The 15,104-nt window shown below is 65.8% G+C and carries 15 protein-coding genes; 12 read left to right on the forward strand and 3 right to left on the reverse strand.

Annotation, left to right across the window (positions count from 1 at the left end):
* The first annotated feature begins 228 nt into the window (after positions 1–228).
* From HMP09_RS04180 to HMP09_RS04200, 5 genes are all read left to right on the forward strand, one after another.
* Complete coding sequence (locus tag HMP09_RS04180) at positions 229–1,152, forward strand: hypothetical protein (protein WP_232090660.1); 924 nt, start codon at positions 229–231, stop codon at positions 1,150–1,152.
* On the forward strand, positions 1,149–1,655 hold the full coding sequence (locus HMP09_RS04185; RefSeq protein WP_176499321.1) for a DUF2141 domain-containing protein: 507 nt from the start codon (positions 1,149–1,151) through the stop codon (positions 1,653–1,655). Before HMP09_RS04180 ends, HMP09_RS04185 begins: the two co-directional genes overlap by 4 nt.
* Positions 1,656–1,756: 101 nt before the next feature.
* A complete protein-coding gene (locus HMP09_RS04190) occupies positions 1,757–2,785 on the forward strand; it encodes an endonuclease/exonuclease/phosphatase family protein (RefSeq protein WP_176499322.1) in 1,029 nt (342 codons plus the stop codon).
* Between the two features lie 94 nt (positions 2,786–2,879).
* Positions 2,880–4,862 carry a beta-N-acetylglucosaminidase domain-containing protein gene (locus tag HMP09_RS04195; protein WP_176499323.1) on the forward strand — a complete coding sequence of 661 codons (1,983 nt, stop codon included), beginning with the start codon at positions 2,880–2,882 and terminating at the stop codon, positions 4,860–4,862.
* A 36-nt stretch (positions 4,863–4,898) separates the two neighbouring features.
* The gene (locus tag HMP09_RS04200; protein ID WP_176499324.1) at positions 4,899–5,231 is read left to right on the forward strand and encodes a GCN5-related N-acetyltransferase; all 333 of its coding nucleotides are present in this window, start codon (positions 4,899–4,901) and stop codon (positions 5,229–5,231) included.
* A gap of 64 nt (positions 5,232–5,295) precedes the next feature.
* On the opposite strand, the gene HMP09_RS04205 is transcribed toward HMP09_RS04200, so the two are convergent.
* Complete coding sequence (locus HMP09_RS04205; protein ID WP_176501565.1) at positions 5,296–5,988, reverse strand: DsbA family oxidoreductase; 693 nt, start codon at positions 5,986–5,988, stop codon at positions 5,296–5,298.
* Positions 5,989–6,152: 164 nt separating this feature from the next.
* On the opposite strand from HMP09_RS04205, the gene HMP09_RS04210 reads away from it, so the two are divergent.
* Entirely contained in the window at positions 6,153–6,497 is a 345-nt protein-coding gene (locus HMP09_RS04210; RefSeq protein WP_176499325.1) for an MmcQ/YjbR family DNA-binding protein, read from the forward strand.
* A 260-nt stretch (positions 6,498–6,757) separates the two neighbouring features.
* Positions 6,758–8,194, forward strand: a complete 1,437-nt coding sequence (locus HMP09_RS04215) for an NAD-dependent succinate-semialdehyde dehydrogenase (RefSeq protein ID WP_176499326.1) — start codon at positions 6,758–6,760, stop codon at positions 8,192–8,194.
* A 63-nt stretch (positions 8,195–8,257) separates the two neighbouring features.
* On the opposite strand, the gene HMP09_RS04220 is transcribed toward HMP09_RS04215, so the two are convergent.
* Together HMP09_RS04220 and HMP09_RS04225 are read right to left on the reverse strand one after the other, a co-directional pair.
* On the reverse strand, positions 8,258–8,527 hold the full coding sequence (locus tag HMP09_RS04220; protein WP_176499327.1) for a DUF3253 domain-containing protein: 270 nt from the start codon (positions 8,525–8,527) through the stop codon (positions 8,258–8,260).
* A 17-nt stretch (positions 8,528–8,544) separates the two neighbouring features.
* Positions 8,545–9,555 carry an SDR family NAD(P)-dependent oxidoreductase gene (locus tag HMP09_RS04225; protein WP_176499328.1) on the reverse strand — a complete coding sequence of 337 codons (1,011 nt, stop codon included), beginning with the start codon at positions 9,553–9,555 and terminating at the stop codon, positions 8,545–8,547.
* 91 nt (positions 9,556–9,646) lie between these two features.
* Here HMP09_RS04225 and HMP09_RS04230 point away from each other — a divergent pair, with 91 nt between their 5' ends.
* The 5 genes from HMP09_RS04230 to rpsU all read left to right on the forward strand — a co-directional run bounded on the left by HMP09_RS04230 (position 9,647) and on the right by rpsU (position 14,921).
* A complete protein-coding gene (locus HMP09_RS04230) occupies positions 9,647–10,534 on the forward strand; it encodes a LysR family transcriptional regulator (protein WP_176499329.1) in 888 nt (295 codons plus the stop codon).
* 204 nt (positions 10,535–10,738) lie between these two features.
* Positions 10,739–11,554, forward strand: coding sequence for an MIP/aquaporin family protein (locus HMP09_RS04235; protein ID WP_232090661.1), 816 nt, complete (start codon positions 10,739–10,741; stop codon positions 11,552–11,554).
* Positions 11,555–11,582: 28 nt separating this feature from the next.
* Positions 11,583–13,070, forward strand: coding sequence for a glycerol kinase GlpK (glpK, locus tag HMP09_RS04240; RefSeq protein WP_176499330.1), 1,488 nt, complete (start codon positions 11,583–11,585; stop codon positions 13,068–13,070).
* Positions 13,067–14,560, forward strand: a complete 1,494-nt coding sequence (gene glpD, locus HMP09_RS04245; RefSeq protein ID WP_176499331.1) for a glycerol-3-phosphate dehydrogenase — start codon at positions 13,067–13,069, stop codon at positions 14,558–14,560. The genes glpK and glpD overlap by 4 nt, the downstream gene beginning before the upstream one ends.
* Positions 14,561–14,720: 160 nt before the next feature.
* The gene (rpsU, locus tag HMP09_RS04250) at positions 14,721–14,921 is read left to right on the forward strand and encodes a 30S ribosomal protein S21 (RefSeq protein WP_031393196.1); all 201 of its coding nucleotides are present in this window, start codon (positions 14,721–14,723) and stop codon (positions 14,919–14,921) included.
* Positions 14,922–15,104 lie beyond the last annotated feature (183 nt).

Consider the following 15,104-nt stretch of genomic DNA (forward strand, 5'->3'; position numbering starts at 1 on the left):
CGATACGGGTCCGAGCGGCTTTGGTACACACATGCCCCGGAGACGGCACCGGACGATCCGAACCGCAGTCCGCCAGAATTATTTTTTGTGACGCCTCATTCGGGCTGCGGATGCCGCGATGCGGTGACGTCCAGAGCCCATGACACATCCTGGCTCTTCCGCCGTCGCTGCATCGCTGCGCCCTGGAAACCCCATCGCCGGTCCGACCGCCGTTCGATGGAGAATGACATGAGCGACGCGCTTCACCGCGTCGCCCTGCCCGCCTCCACGCTACCGCTGAAGACGATCGAGGTCCGCAAGGGGATCGTCGCCTGCGGCCTGACGCCGCTGTTGTCCGCGGCGATCCTGGTCGCGGCGTTGTGGCAGCTTCGGTATCTCGACGTCCGCGGCGTGATCGCGATGGTGCCGCGGTCGCCGCTGTTCTGGCTGCTGTTCGCAGCTGGCTATCTCGCGCTGCCGGCGAGCGAATGGGTGATCTATCGCCGGCTGTGGAACCTGCCGCCGCGCGGTTTCCTCGCGCTGTTGCGCAAGCGGATCAGCAACGAGATCATTGCGGGCTATTCGGGCGAGCTGTATTTCTACGCCTGGGCGAGGCGCCATGCGTCGTTGGTCGGGACGCCGTTCGGCGCGATCAAGGACGTGTCGATCCTGTCAGCGGTCGTCGCCAATGTCTGTACGCTGGTGCTGGCCGCGGTCAGCTGGCAGTCGCTGGTCGCGCTGAACCTCGGCACCGATGCCAAGGTGATGATCGTGTCCGCCGCAAGCATCGCCGTGCCGTCGTTCGTCGCGCTCGTGATGCGCAAGCGGCTCTTTACGCTGCCCCGCGACGAACTGGGTCGGATCGCGATCATCCACCTGTTGCGGATCGTCGCGACGACCGTCCTCGCCGCCGCGCTCTGGGCGGTTGCGCTACCCGCTGCACCGCTCGCCTGGTGGCTGGTGCTGGCGACATTGCGCCTGCTCGTCTCGCGCCTGCCGCTGCTGCCGAACAAGGACATCGTCTTTGCCGGCCTCGTCGCGTTCACCGTAGGGCAGGCCTCGAATGTCGCGGCGATGCTGACGATGATCGCGGCGCTCTGGCTGGTGACCCACCTTCTGCTCGGCGCGACACTGACCGCAGTCGAACTTCTCAATCCGGAACATGACCGATGATCGTCGCTCTTCTGGCGCTGGCCACCACGCCGATCGCCTCGACCCCTGCGCTAGGGACCGCAGCGGCGCAGTGCCGACCGCATGAGACGGGACCCGCGATCGTCGTGACCGTCGAAGGACTGAAGGATCGCGCGGGCAAACTGCGCGCCGAGGTCTATCCCGCGGTCGAGGGCGAGTTCCTGGCCGACGACAATGTGCTGGTGGCGCAGGGCAAGACGTTTCGCCGCGCGGTAATCGCGGTGCCGGCGGCCGGTCCGGCGCGGCTGTGCCTGCGCGTTCCGGCCGAGGGGGCGTACGCACTCAGCGTCGTCCATGCGCGCAGCGGCGGACATGGGTTCAGCCTGCTCCACGACGGAATCGGCTTTGCCGGCAACCCGCGGCTCGGTCACTCCAAGCCGAGTGCGGAGGCGGCGCGGATCGTCGCCCATGCCGGGATCACGCCGACGACCGTGGTGATGAACTACCGAAGCGGACTATTCTCGTTCGCGCCGCTCAAACGCTGACGCGGACATACGCGCGGTCGACGACCGAAATTTCGCCGAGGCCGGTGCGGGTTCGGCCGGGTCGTGGCGTCTCTTACCCAAATACAGGAATTGGATCGCCAATGGTTTCGCGTCGTCTCGGTCGGTTTGCCGTTTCCCTCGGGCTGTTCACAGCGGCCGCGTCGCCCGCGACGGCGAGCCTGCCGGAGTCGACGGTATCGGTCATGACCTACAACGTCCACGGCCTGCCGTGGCCGATCGCGGAGCATCGGACGGCGTCATTGTCGGCTATCGCGGCGCGGCTTCGCGCGATGCGGGCCGCGGGGCATCAGCCCCGGATCGTCGCGCTGCAGGAGGCGTTCGTGCCCGATGCGAAGGTGATCGGGACCGCCGCCGGCTATCGCTACATCGCGTTCGGCGCATCCGCCGACGCCGCCGCGACCGCCGAGACGTCCACCGACCGCAGCTTCGTGTCGGCCGGCAGCATGTTGCGCGGCGAACAGGTCGGCAAGCATGTCGACAGCGGGCTCGCAATCTTCTCCGACTACCCGATCCTGGCGGTGCGCCGGATCAGCTATCCCGTCTGCGCCGGCTACGACTGCCTCGCCAACAAGGGGGCGATGGCGGCGATGATCGCGGTGCCCGGCCTGGCGGGACCGGTCACCGTGATCGATACGCATCTGAACTCGAACGGTGCCACCGGCGTGTCCGAGCCCCGCGCGCTCTACGCCTATAGGCGCCAGATCGACCTGTTGAGCGCGTTCATCGGGTCGATGGAACGCCCGCACGAAACGGTGCTTGTGGCAGGGGACTTCAACGTCGGGCAGGATGTCGCACGGCGGACGTATTTCGCGCGGCACATGTTCGGCGGGCCGATGCAGCTGACCGCCGGCGAGCAGCGGTGCCGGTCGATCCCGACGTGCCTGGTCACGCAGCGCGCCGACGTGGCGACCTCGACCGGTCGCGCAAAGGACTGGCTGATGTACCGGTCCTCGGACGCGCTATCGGTGAAGCCGGTCGCGTTAAGTGCGCCGTTCGGCCGCGCTGGCGACAACAGCATGCTGTCCGATCACATCGGCGTGATGGTCCGCTACAAGCTCGACGGTACCGCCGTCCGCCCGAAAATGGCCGCGATGCTCGCCAGCCGCTGAGGGTCGCGAGCGGCCGTTTGCCGTGCGGCTTGCGGTCGTCCGGTCGCTACCGTATCCCGGGTTTCATAATACCATTATGATACCGGAGATGAGCATGACGCAACAGATGGGCAAGTTCGGCCTTGTGCCCTCGCTGCTGGTTGCCGCGAGCCTGGGAAGTCTGGCAGCGGGGTCGGCATCGGCCGATCCGGTGACGATGCCCGAGGTGTTCCCGGCACCGACTTCGATCGCGCTCGGGTCGGGAACGATCGCGCTGGGGCGTTCGGTATCGCTGATCGCGGCACCCGGCGTCGATCCCGACACCGTCGCGCTCGTCCGCACCATCCTGACGGCATCGGGCGTGGAGACGATCACGACCGCCCGGCGGCTGCCTTCCGCAATCGACGGGGCGTATGTCGTACTCGGCACCGGAGCCGCGCCGATCGTCCGCGATGCGCTCGCCCGCAGCCGCGCGGTGGCCGACGGCCATGCCGAGGGCTACACGATTGCGAGCCTGGCCTCGGCATCGGGCGGCGTCATCACGCTGGCCGGTCACGACGCGGATGGCCTGTTCCATGCTGTGCAGACGTTTCGCCAACTTGCCCGGCGGTCGACGATCCCAGCGCTGGTGATCCAGGATCATCCCGCGATGCCGATCCGGGGCACGATCGAGGGCTTTTACGGTGCACCATGGTCGATGGCGGACCGTACCAAGCATCTCGACTTCCTCGCCACCGTCAAGGCGAACACGTACGTCTACAGCCCGAAGGACGACCCGTATGCGCGCGATCGTTGGCGGGAGGCGTATCCAGCCGCGACGCTGAAGGCGCTGGGAACGCTCGCGATGACCGCGCGGCGCAATCATGTCGACTTCGTCTACGCGGTGTCGCCGGGGCCGTCGGTCTGCTTCTCCGATCCCGCTGACGTGCAGGCGCTGGAGCGGAAGTTCGACGCGATGCGATCGATCGGCGTCGGCAGCTTCTACGTCGCACTGGACGACATCGAATATACCAAGTGGAATTGCGAGAAGGACAAGGCGGCGTTCGGTCCGTCGGGCGCAGAGGCGGCGGGCGTCGCGCAGTCGCACTTGCTGAACGCAGTGCAGGCGAACCTGTCCGCCAAGGATCCTACGGCTCGAGCGCTCATCATGGTGCCGACCGAATATTACGACGCGAAGGAAACCCCGTACAAGGCCGCGCTGCGCAAGCATCTCGATCCGCGCATCGTCGTGCAGTGGACCGGTACCGATGTCGTGCCACCGGCGATCTCGATCCCCGATGCGAAGGCCGCGACCAAGGCGTTCGGCCGCAAGACGCTGTTGTGGGACAATTATCCGGTCAACGATTATGCTCAGACCACGGGCCGGCTGTTGATGGCTCCCTATGCGCGGCGTGAGGCCGGCCTGTCGGGCGAGTTGACCGGCATCCTGTCAAACCCGATGAACCAGGAGGCCCCGAGCCGCCCGGCGGTGACCGGCGTGGCCGCGTTCGGCTGGAACGACAGCGCGTATGACGCGGAGCGGACCTGGCATTTCTCCGCACGCGAACTCGCCGGCGGCGACGAGCGGGCGACGAAGGCATTGCTGACGTTCTTCGATACGCAGCACATGGCGCCGACTTTCGGCAGCCAGCCCTGGCAGGAACAGGCGCCACGATTGAAGTCGGTGCTGGACGGGCTCCGGGAGTCGCTGTCCGGCGGCGATGCGGCGTCGCGACGTCAAGCGATCGCGGACTTGACCGAGCACGCGGACGAGATTGCGACCGCGCCCGACATCATCCGGTCCGGGACGGTCGATCCCGGCTTTGCAGCACAGTCGCGGCCATGGCTGGACGCGATGCAACGTTGGGGGCGTGCGCTGCAGTTGACCGCCGCCGGGCTAGACGCGGCCGACCGTAGCAGCAGCGCCGCAGGACGGTATTTTGCGGATGCCAAGCGGTTGGCGGTCGAGGCCTCGGCGATCCAGAGCATTCCCGGCGCGACGCGGTTCGACGGGCCCATCAAGATCGCCGATGGCGTGCTGGACCGGTTCGTCGCGGATGCGCCGACGCTGATCGCATTCGATCGGGGAGAGGCGACCGCGCCAGCACACGACCGGTAAGAGATACTTTTCCGAGGTTTCAATCGTTCGACGGGAATGGATACAGCCGACCGTCCTGCCACCGAAGCCCGCTGGCTGGAACTGACACGCGAGATACTGCCGGCGGCCGCGCCTGCACGCCGCTGGCCGGTGCGCGCCGATCATTGCTTCCAGCGCATCTTTCTCGACAATGCGTGCGATGGCGTCTGGTACGATCGCGTACCGCGCCGACCGGCCTATGCTTATGCTGACCGCGTCATCCTCGACAAAGCTGTTGCACTCGCCGAAGCAGCGCTGACCGGCAAGACAGACCTAGTCGAGCTGAACCGACGATCGCTCGCATGGCGGCAAGACCGAAAGTCGAAAACCGCTCGAACACAACTGTATTGACCAATGTAGTCGGCACTTGACCCGCCCCCCGGAGCGATCATTCACCCGGGGGGCCGGTCGATCGTCAGGGTCGGGCTGGGCCAGACCCGAGGCTAGGCGATCCGGCCGCAGCAAAGCTGGATGCGATCTGGCGAAGCGCCTCCTCGAACACCGCGACCGACTGGCCGCCGGAGATTAGGTGCCGGTCCTCGATCACGATCGCGGGGACGGCGTTGATCCCGCGCCGACGCCAAAGGTCCTCGTCCCGGCGAACCTCGTCGGCATAGCGTCCCGAACGCAGCACGTCGTCGGCCGCAACGGGATCGAGACCGGCCTTCACGGCGGCGTCGAGCAGGACCTCATGATTGCCGGGATCGACGTTGTCGGTGAAATTCGCGGCAAACAGCGCGTGCTTCAGTCTTGCTTGCCCCCCTTCGATGCCGGCCCAGTGGAGCAGCCGATGCGCATCGAACGTATTGTAGATCCGGCTCTCTTCGGTCATCGCCATCGTGAACCCCAGCTCGGCGGCGCGACCGGCGATCATGGCGCGGTTGGCGGCCGACTGTTCCGGCGTCGACCCGTATTTCTGCGCGATATGCTCGCCAATATTCTGACCGCCAGCCGGCATCGTCGGATTGAGCTCGAACGGCTGGAATGCGATATCAGCGTCGAGCACGTCGGCCGACCGCGCCAGCGCTTCCTCCAACGCGCGCAAGCCGATGACGCACCAGGGGCAGGCGATATCGGATACGAAGTCGATCTTGAGATGCACGGTCATAACGGTCTCCAGCGCGGCGGGGATCGCGACCCCGAACTCTTCGTCCATAGCAGCCTCGCTGGTCGAGCGAACCGTGTTCGCGGCGTGCCGTTCCAACAGCGCCAATGATTGCTGAAGTCGAGGAACCCGATATACCCGTCGATTGCGAAGGATGAGGGTGCGTGATGAGGGATTGGAACGCCGTCGTCGCGGCGGGTCTTGCACTGCCGGGTGTCGAACTCGGCACGACATACGGCCAGCCGGCGTTGAAGGTTCGCGGCAAGATGATTGCCGCCACAACCGCGCCGGAGCCCGGCAGCTTCGTCCTGCACGCTTCCGTCGACGACAAGGCCATCCTGATCGACACCGACCCCATGACGTTTTGGGAAACCGATCATTATCGCTGCTGGCCCGCCGTCCTCGTCCGATATGGGACGCCTGCGACCGACCGTATCGAGGGACTGCTGGCGCGCGCCTGGTGGGATCGTTCGAGTGTCGCCGAACGTAAGAGATACGGCGGGCGCCCCTGATCGCTTCCGCAGTGCCCGGCCCCCCCGGTCCCCTGCCCCCCAGGTCCCCTGCCCCGACGGTCGCCGCGGGAATTCGCTTGAACGACCGATCCCAAGGCATGACATAGCGTCTGCACCGTGCCCGACGGTCATGCGGTATCGCGTTGATCGGTCGACCTGCGGCCTCCGGTGCGCAGTGGTGCGGCGCGGGCTTCGCGCCGACCAGGCGATGCGCGCGTTCGACGTGCCGCGTCGCTACCCGCCATCGACGGAGACGATCAATGACTACCGCCTACGACACGAAACTCGGGCTCTACATCGCGGGCGAATGGCTCGGCGGCGACGGTCGCGATACGCGCGACGTGCTCAACCCGGCGACCGGCGCAGGCCAGGCTGCGCTGCCGCTCGCCAATGCCGCCGATCTCGACCGCGCACTCGAGGCGACGCAGCGCGGGTTCATCGCCTGGCGCGCCACGCCGCCGGAAAAACGCGCCGCGATCCTGACGCGGACGGCGCAGTTGCTGCGCGAACGGGCCGAGCATATCGCGCGCATCGCGACGCTCGAACAGGGCAAGATCCAGGCCGAGGCGAAGGGCGAGGTCGCGTTTGCGGCGGCGCTGCTCGATTTCCATGCTGCCGAGGCGCAGCGCATCTATGGTCGCGTCCTGCCCCGTCCGTCGGGGACTCGCAGCATGGTCCTGCACCAGCCGGTCGGACCGGTCGCGGCATTCTGCGCATGGAACTTCCCGATCATGAACGTCGTGCGCAAGATCGCGCCGGCGCTGGCGGCAGGCTGTTCGATCATCATCAAGCCGTCCGAGGAAACCGCTGGTAGCGCGGTTGAAGTGCTGCGGTGCTTCCAGGATGCCGGGCTTCCGGGTGACGTCGCGCAATGCGTGTTCGGCGTGCCCGACATGGTCTCGCGTCATCTGCTCGCATCGCCGATCACGCGGAAACTGAGCTTCACCGGGTCGGTGCCGGTCGGCAAGGCGTTGATGAGGCTTGCGGCGGATACGATGATGCGGACGACGATGGAGCTTGGCGGCCACGGGCCGGTGCTGGTGTTTGACGACTGCGACCTGGACAAGACGCTCGACACGCTGGTCGCGCACAAGTTTCGCAACGCGGGCCAGGTCTGCGTCGCGCCGACCCGCTTCCAGGTGCAGGACGGCATCTACGACCGCTTTGCCGCCGGTTTCGCGGAACGCACCCGCGCGCTGAAGATCGGCGACGGCATGGATTCGGCGAGCCAGATGGGACCGATGGCCAACGCGCGGCGCCCGGATGCGATCGCCGAACTCGTCGGCGATGCGACGAGCCACGGCGCCAAGCTGCTGGCGGGCGGCGAGCACGGCACGGACGGCGGGTTCTTCTTTCAGCCGACCGTGCTGTCGGACGTGCCCTTGTCCGCGCGGGCGATGAACGAGGAACCGTTTGGCCCGGTGGCGCTGCTCAGCCGGTTCGGCACCGACGAGGAGGCGATCGCCGAGGCGAACCGCCTGCCGTTCGGGCTGGCCGCCTATTGCTTCACCGAGAATGGCCGACGCCAGAACATGCTCGGCGATGCGATCGAGGCTGGCATGATCGCGATCAACAACGTCCGCCTCAGCTATCCCGACAGCCCGTTCGGCGGCGTGAAGGACAGTGGCCATGGATCGGAAGACGGCCCTGAAGGCGTCGCCGCGCATCTGATCACCAAGGCCGTTCACATCAGCTGACGCAAGGCACGGCGGTCGTACGGCGGTGGGTTCGACCGCCGCCGTACGACCGTCGGATGCCATTCATGGATCGCGCGCCCGTCTGATCCGATAGGGTCCGGCGCGAGCTTCGAGCGGTTGCCCTTTCCAGCTCAGTCGGACCCGACCGTCGATGACGAGCTGATCGATCGCCGCGTGGACGGTCGGCATCACGTCCCGCCAGTCTATCTGATCCCCCCCGGCACTGCGCGCGGTGGCGAGAGCCCGCGCGACCTCGCTCGGGCAAACCGTCGCGCCGGGCGCGCGTGCGGCGAGGAGCGCGAGCGTGGCATCCTGTGCTTTGGTGTCGGCCATCTGCGTCATCGCTCCTGCTACCTCCCCATGCCCGTCGCCGCGGCAAGGGCCATATTACCAGCGTCAACGACCTGAGCCGGTGCCAGGCAACGCATGGCAGTCAGTGTTTGACGAACGGCGCGGTCCAACGGCGTGTTCGGTTCGGATCCAAGCACGGCTGTCAACTTTGCATTCATAAGGCGAACCGGCTGGTCCCAGAGATACTTCATCTCCATCACTTCCCGCAGCATCGGCACGAACGGCGAAGCGAGCCGCATCATCCACCACGGGGTTCGCCGGACCGGGACTGCGGGGTCGCCGAGCACGCGGCAGAGCGCGTCGACCATGCGCGTGCCGTCGGGATCCCATATGCCCTCCATGTGGAAGGTCGCGAAGGCGTCGAGACCGTCGGTTTCGATCAGCCGTATCATCGTCTCGGCCACGTCGGGAAGATAGGCCCATTGATGACCGACTCCGCGTCGACCGGGATAGGTAATCGCGGTCGGCCGCTTGCCCTCCGCCACCACCTGGCTGAACCAGGTGTTCGCGGCGTCTGGACCGAAATAGTCGCCGGCGCGCACGATGAGCACGCGCCCCGCCCCGGTTTCGGCAAAGGCGCGCAGACGCTGCTCCATCGCGACGCGAATGGCGCCTTTGCGGGTACGGGGGTGCTGCGGTGCATCCTCCGTCAGGGTAGGGAATGCGTCGGGACCGTAATTATACACGGTGCCCGGCAACAGGATCGTGGCGCCGTTGGCGCGCGCCGCCGCGATCGTGTTGTCGATCATCGGCAGCACCAGCGTGCCCCAGTTGCGATAGCCGGGGGGGTTCACGGCATGGACGATCAGCGAAACGCCCTCGGCGGCGGCAGCGACATCGCTGGCGATCATTGCATCCCCCTGCCGCCAGTCGAAGCCGTGCCTTGCCGTCACGCCTTCCGGGTTCCGGTGCAGCGCGCGCACCTCCCAGCCGCGCGACGCCAGCACTCGCGCGACCGCATTGCCGATCCCTCCCGTTGCACCCAATACCAAAGCGACTTTGCGTTCCATGTTTCGTCTCCACTGCGTGTGAGACAAGAAGTGCGACCGCGGCCGATAAAACGAAATTGCCGATATGCGTGGACCGGCTATACGGCAATGCATGAACGGATCGCCAAGCTGGGATCTCTACCGGACGTTCGAGGCGGTGTTGCGCACCGGCTCGCTATCGCAGGCTGCCCGTTCGCTGGGGCTCACGCAGCCAAGCGTCTCCCGGCATATTGACGCGCTGGAACGCGCTGTCGGGCGCGACCTGTTCGTGCGAACCCAGCGCGGATTGACCCCGACCGCAGCGGCACTCGAGCTCAAGCCCTATGCGGATTCGCTCGCCGCCACCTCGGCCGCGTTGCTGCGTACCGCGGCCGGGACCGCGGGCGCGATAGCAGGGACGGTTCGGGTCAGCGCGAGCGAGGTCGTGGCTGCGGAACATTTGCCGGCCATGCTGGCGCGCCTGCGGTCACGCCATCCTGCGCTGACGTTCGAGATTTCGGCCTCGAATGTGGTCGATGACCTGTTGCAGCGTCAAGCGGACATTGCCGTGCGCATGACCCAGCCCGTCCAGCAATCGCTGATCGCACGGAAGATGGCACCGATCGCGATCGGTCTTTATGCCCATGCCGCCTATCTGGCACGACGCGGTACCCCCGGGACGCTGGGCGACCTTGCCGATCACGACCTGATCGGTTTCGACACCGAGACACCGGCGATCCGTGCCTTTACCGAGAGGTTTCCCGCGCTGCGTCGCGGCGCCTTCGCGTTGCGTATCGACAGCGACGTCGCGCAGCTCGCCGCGATCCGCGCCGGGTTCGGGATCGGCATCTGCCAGACACCCATCGCCGAGCGGCACCCGGATTTCGTGCGCGTGCTGCCCGATGCGTTCGCGATCGACCTTCCCGTGTGGATCGTGATGCACGAGGATCTCAGCACCAGCCCACGCTGCCGCACGGTGTTCGACGCACTGGTCGCCGAGTTCGCATCGCTCCCGCGGTGACGCCGCCGCAGTCCGGCGGGCCGGATCGCGGCCTCGGGAGTATAAATTAACGTTACGTCGCCCCCGGCTGATGCAAGTATGTCCGCAACGAACGCGAGAGGTCGACGGCTTGGCCGATTCGGCGTCCAATCAGGAGAGCAGGATGCCAGTCGACCAGGCGAGACCGTATCCGCGCGATCGGGCGTCGATGTCGAGGATCGGGACATGCCGATGACCCCGCAGGCGAAAGCCTATCTTGGCGAACTCATCTCCGAAGCGGTCGCGATCTGCATCGTCATGACGTTCGGCCTGTCGGTTGCGGCGATGTACACACTCTATGATCCCAGTCCGTACAAGACCGCCTATTGGGGGGTCTGCATGACCTGGGGCATGGCAGTCTCGATCTCGATCTACGTCACCGGCGCGGTCTCGGGAACGCATGCGAACCCCGGCGTTACGCTCGCGCTGGCGCTGTACCGCGGCTTCCCGTGGAAGAAGGTCCTGCCCTATTGGTGTGCGCAGCTGATCGGCGCGTTCCTCGGCGCGGCCATCGTCTATGCGCTGTATTACAACGTCATCGATCACTTCAACGCGACCCAGCAGCTGACCCGGGGCGGCGGCGGCGGTGCGGGCATTTTCTTCACCGCACCCGGTGTCGCTGTGACGACGATGAAGGGCTTCATCGACGAGATCATCCTGACCGCGATCCTGGTCTTCGGGATCTTCGCGATCACCGACGAGTTCAATACCATGGCCCCCCAGGCGAATTTCGGTGCGATCGTGATCGGGCTGCTGGTTGCCGTGATCGGTGCTTCGATGGGCTATCTCGAGGCTTGGGCGATCAATCCGGCCCGTGATCTGGGACCGCGGACTTTCGCGTGGCTGATGGGGTGGGACAAATCGGCGTTTCCCGGCGTCGGCAACTACTGGTGGGCGCCGATCGCAGGCCCCTTAATCGGTGCGGTCATCGGTGGTGGCCTCCAGCATCTGCTGATCCGGCCGTTCCTGCCCCGCGACAAGCCCGTCGCCGGCCCGCAATGATTTCCGTACCGACGAAGGAGTGCAAGGCGTGACCGACACTATCATCCTGGCGATCGACCAGGGCACGACTTCGACCCGGAGCATGACGTTCGGCACCGACGGCGTCCCGCGCCAGACCGTCCGCCGCGAGTTCGCGCAGCATTACCCGCAATCGGGCTGGGTCGAACATGATGCCGAGGATATCTGGCGCGACACGGTCGAGACGCTGAAGGACGCCGCGGACGCGGACGGAGGTAAGGTCGCCGCGATCGGCATCACCAACCAGCGCGAGACGGTGGTGGTGTGGGACCGCGAGACCGGCAAGCCCGTCCACAACGCGATCGTCTGGCAGGATCGCCGTACCGCCAAGCTGTGCGCGGACCTGAAGGCGGACGGTAACGAACCGCTGGTCCGCGAACGGACCGGTCTGATCCTCGACCCCTATTTCTCGGGGACGAAGCTCAAATGGATCCTCGACAACGTCGAGGGTGTTCGTGCTCGCGCCGACCGGGGCGAACTCGCGTTCGGGACGATCGACAGCTTCCTGCTCTGGCGGCTGACCGGCGGCAAGGTCCATGCAACCGACGCATCGAATGCATCGCGCACGCTGCTGTTCGACATCCACAAAGGCGCGTGGGATCCGGATATGCTGCGAATGCTCGACATTCCCGAAAGCTTGCTGCCTGCGGTCAAGAACAACAGCACGATCTTCGGTGAAACCACCCCGGACCTGCTCGGCAGGTCGGTGCCGATCGGCGGGATGGCGGGCGACCAGCAGGCTGCAGTGGTCGGCCAGGCCTGTTTTCAGCGCGGCGATGCCAAATCGACGTACGGCACCGGCTGTTTCGTGCTGCTCAACACCGGCAAGGAGGCGGTGACCAGCAAGAACGGCATGCTGACGACCATCGCCTATCAGCTCGACGGGGAAATTACCTACGCGCTCGAAGGGTCGATTTTCGTCGCCGGTGCGGCAGTGAAGTGGCTGCGCGACGGCCTGGGGCTCATCAACCGCGCCGCGGACACCAACGACATGGCGACCAAGCTCGACGGCAATGGCGGCGTCTACATGGTGCCGGCGTTCGTCGGTCTCGGCGCGCCGCACTGGGACCCTGACGCGCGCGCCAGCATCACTGGCCTCACCTTCGCCGCGACCGGATCGCACATCGCCCGCGCGGCGCTCGAGTCCGTAGCCTATCAGACGACCGACCTGATGAACGCGATGGTCGCCGACGGCGCGCGCGATGCTCGCCAGATCCGCGTCGATGGCGGGATGGCGGCGAACGACTGGTTCTGCCAGTTCCTCGCGGACATGCTCGACACCGACGTGGTTCGCCCGGCCAATATCGAGACGACGGCGGCGGGTGCCGCGTTCCTTGCCGGCATGGCGGTCGGGATCTGGAACGGTCCCGACGACATCGCCGGAGCCTGGAGGGAGGATCGAACGTTCAGCCCGGTGATGAAGACCGACGACCGAACGGCCCTGATGGCGGGGTGGCAGGACGCCGTTGATCGAACGCGTTCGAGGACCAAGGCATGACCAGCAATACCGGATCGGATAGCAACGGATCAAGCGACGTCGACCTTCTGGTCATCGGTGGCGGGGTGAACGGCACCGGGATCGCCCGCGATGCCGCCGGTCGCGGATTGACGGTGATGCTGGTCGAGCAGGATGACCTGGCCGCGCATACCTCGTCAGCGAGTTCCAAGCTGATCCATGGCGGCCTGCGCTATCTGGAAATGTACGAGTTCCGGCTGGTGCGCGAAGCCCTTGAGGAGCGCGAGAAACTGCTCGATATCGCGCCTCACCTCATCCGTGGCATGCGTTTCGTCATGCCGCTGGCGGATGGCATGCGCCCGGCCTGGCTGATCCGGATCGGCCTGTTCCTGTACGATCATATCGGCGGCCGCAGCCGACTGCCCAAGTCGATCGGCGTGCGACTCGATCAGACGGCATGGGGCAACGGACTGAAGCCGGTAAAACGGGGGTTCGTCTATTCGGACGGCTGGGTCGACGATGCACGGCTGGTGGTGCTCAACGCACTCGATGCCGCCGAGCGCGGCGCCGACATTCGCACGCATGTGAAGTTCGAAGGCGCGACGCGCGAGGCGGACCGGTGGGTCGCCACGCTGGGCGACGGCAGCATCGTCCGCGCACGCGCCATCGCCAACACGTCCGGTCCGTGGGTCGGCAAGGTCCTGGACAACATGCCGGCGGCGCACCACGAGCCGCCGCCGCGGCTGGTCAAGGGCAGCCATATCGTCGTGCCCCAGCTGTTCGAGGGGGATCACGCGTTCATCTTGCAGAACGACGACAAGCGGGTGATCTTCGCGATTCCTTACCAGGACAACCTCACGCTGGTCGGCACCACCGACAAGCCGTTCGACAGCGATCCGTCCGCGCCGACCATCGACCCCGACGAGACCGAGTATCTCTGCGCCAGCGTGAACCGGTATTTTACGCGCCAGACGAAACCGGCCGACGTCGTGATGAGCTATTCCGGGGTACGTCCGCTTTTCGACGACGGCAACGCGAACGCGTCCAAGGTCACGCGCGACTATGTCCTGAAGCTCGGCACGGCCGATGCGCCTCAGCTATTGTCCGCGTTTGGTGGCAAGATCACAACCTATCGCCGGCTTTCCGAGCACGCCTTGCAGGAACTTGCGCCATTCCTTCCGCCGATGGCCGAAGCCTGGACCCACGATGCGCCCTTGCCCGGCGGCGACTTGCCGCCCGGCGGGATCGCGGCGTTCGCCGAGTCGGTGGGTAGACGCTGGCCGTTTCTCGATGCCGCAACCGTGCTGCGTATGTCGCATGCGTATGGCACCCGAATCGATGCCGTGCTCGGCGACGCGACCAGTATCGAAAACCTCGGCCACGGCCTTTCGACGCGCGAAGTCGACTATCTCATAAACACGGAATGGGCACGCTCCGTCGATGACATTTTATGGCGACGGACCAAGCTCGGCATTCACGGAGGCGCCGCGCTGCACGACGCCGTTGCCGCGTATCTCGGCCGCCGCGCTTAGGCAAAAGACGCGGTATAGACCATCCACGCATCCGCCATCACGGCGGGAGAATCGTCATGCGGCACGACAAGGTCGATATTTGCGCCTTGGCTTTTGCGCATCCCCCCCATAAAGCGACGCTGACCGTCAAAACACCATGATAGCCGAGAGCCGAATTCGAATGCAGATCATCGTCCGTGACAACAATGTCGACCAAGCCCTCCGCGCGCTGAAGAAAAAGCTGCAGCGGGAAGGTGTTTATCGCGAGATGAAGCTGCGTCGCCATTATGAGAAGCCGTCGGAGAAGCGGGCTCGTGAGCACGCTGCCGCAGTGAGTCGTGCGCGCAAGGCCGACCGCAAGCGCGCAGAGCGCGATAATTAATCAGCCTGAAATAGGTTGATTGCCATGAGAATGGCGGCCGGCGGTGAAGCTTTTTAGGAAGTTCTAACGCCGGCAGTTTTAGATTAGGCATCGCCGCGATCTTCTTTGAAGGTTGCGGCGATCGCGTTTGCTCGGGCATCGCGCGCCGGTTAATCTCGTGTTTCAATCGGTGAGCCGAACAGC

Origin of the sequence: Sphingomonas sp. HMP9 (genome assembly GCF_013374115.1) — a bacterium.
Classification (GTDB): domain Bacteria; phylum Pseudomonadota; class Alphaproteobacteria; order Sphingomonadales; family Sphingomonadaceae; genus Sphingomonas.

Coding starts and splice junctions, on each gene's coding strand:
- HMP09_RS04205 (WP_176501565.1), bottom strand. CDS start 5,988: ATGACCGTGCATCTCAAGATCGACTTCGTATCCGATATCGCCTGCCCC.
- HMP09_RS04185 (WP_176499321.1), top strand. CDS start 1,149: ATGATCGTCGCTCTTCTGGCGCTGGCCACCACGCCGATCGCCTCGACC.
- HMP09_RS04190 (WP_176499322.1), top strand. CDS start 1,757: ATGGTTTCGCGTCGTCTCGGTCGGTTTGCCGTTTCCCTCGGGCTGTTC.
- HMP09_RS04235 (WP_232090661.1), top strand. CDS start 10,739: ATGCCGATGACCCCGCAGGCGAAAGCCTATCTTGGCGAACTCATCTCC.
- HMP09_RS04200 (WP_176499324.1), top strand. CDS start 4,899: ATGGATACAGCCGACCGTCCTGCCACCGAAGCCCGCTGGCTGGAACTG.
- HMP09_RS04230 (WP_176499329.1), top strand. CDS start 9,647: ATGAACGGATCGCCAAGCTGGGATCTCTACCGGACGTTCGAGGCGGTG.
- glpD (WP_176499331.1), top strand. CDS start 13,067: ATGACCAGCAATACCGGATCGGATAGCAACGGATCAAGCGACGTCGAC.
- HMP09_RS04180 (WP_232090660.1), top strand. CDS start 229: ATGAGCGACGCGCTTCACCGCGTCGCCCTGCCCGCCTCCACGCTACCG.
- rpsU (WP_031393196.1), top strand. CDS start 14,721: ATGCAGATCATCGTCCGTGACAACAATGTCGACCAAGCCCTCCGCGCG.
- HMP09_RS04225 (WP_176499328.1), bottom strand. CDS start 9,555: ATGGAACGCAAAGTCGCTTTGGTATTGGGTGCAACGGGAGGGATCGGC.
- HMP09_RS04195 (WP_176499323.1), top strand. CDS start 2,880: ATGACGCAACAGATGGGCAAGTTCGGCCTTGTGCCCTCGCTGCTGGTT.
- HMP09_RS04220 (WP_176499327.1), bottom strand. CDS start 8,527: ATGGCCGACACCAAAGCACAGGATGCCACGCTCGCGCTCCTCGCCGCA.
- HMP09_RS04215 (WP_176499326.1), top strand. CDS start 6,758: ATGACTACCGCCTACGACACGAAACTCGGGCTCTACATCGCGGGCGAA.
- HMP09_RS04210 (WP_176499325.1), top strand. CDS start 6,153: ATGAGGGATTGGAACGCCGTCGTCGCGGCGGGTCTTGCACTGCCGGGT.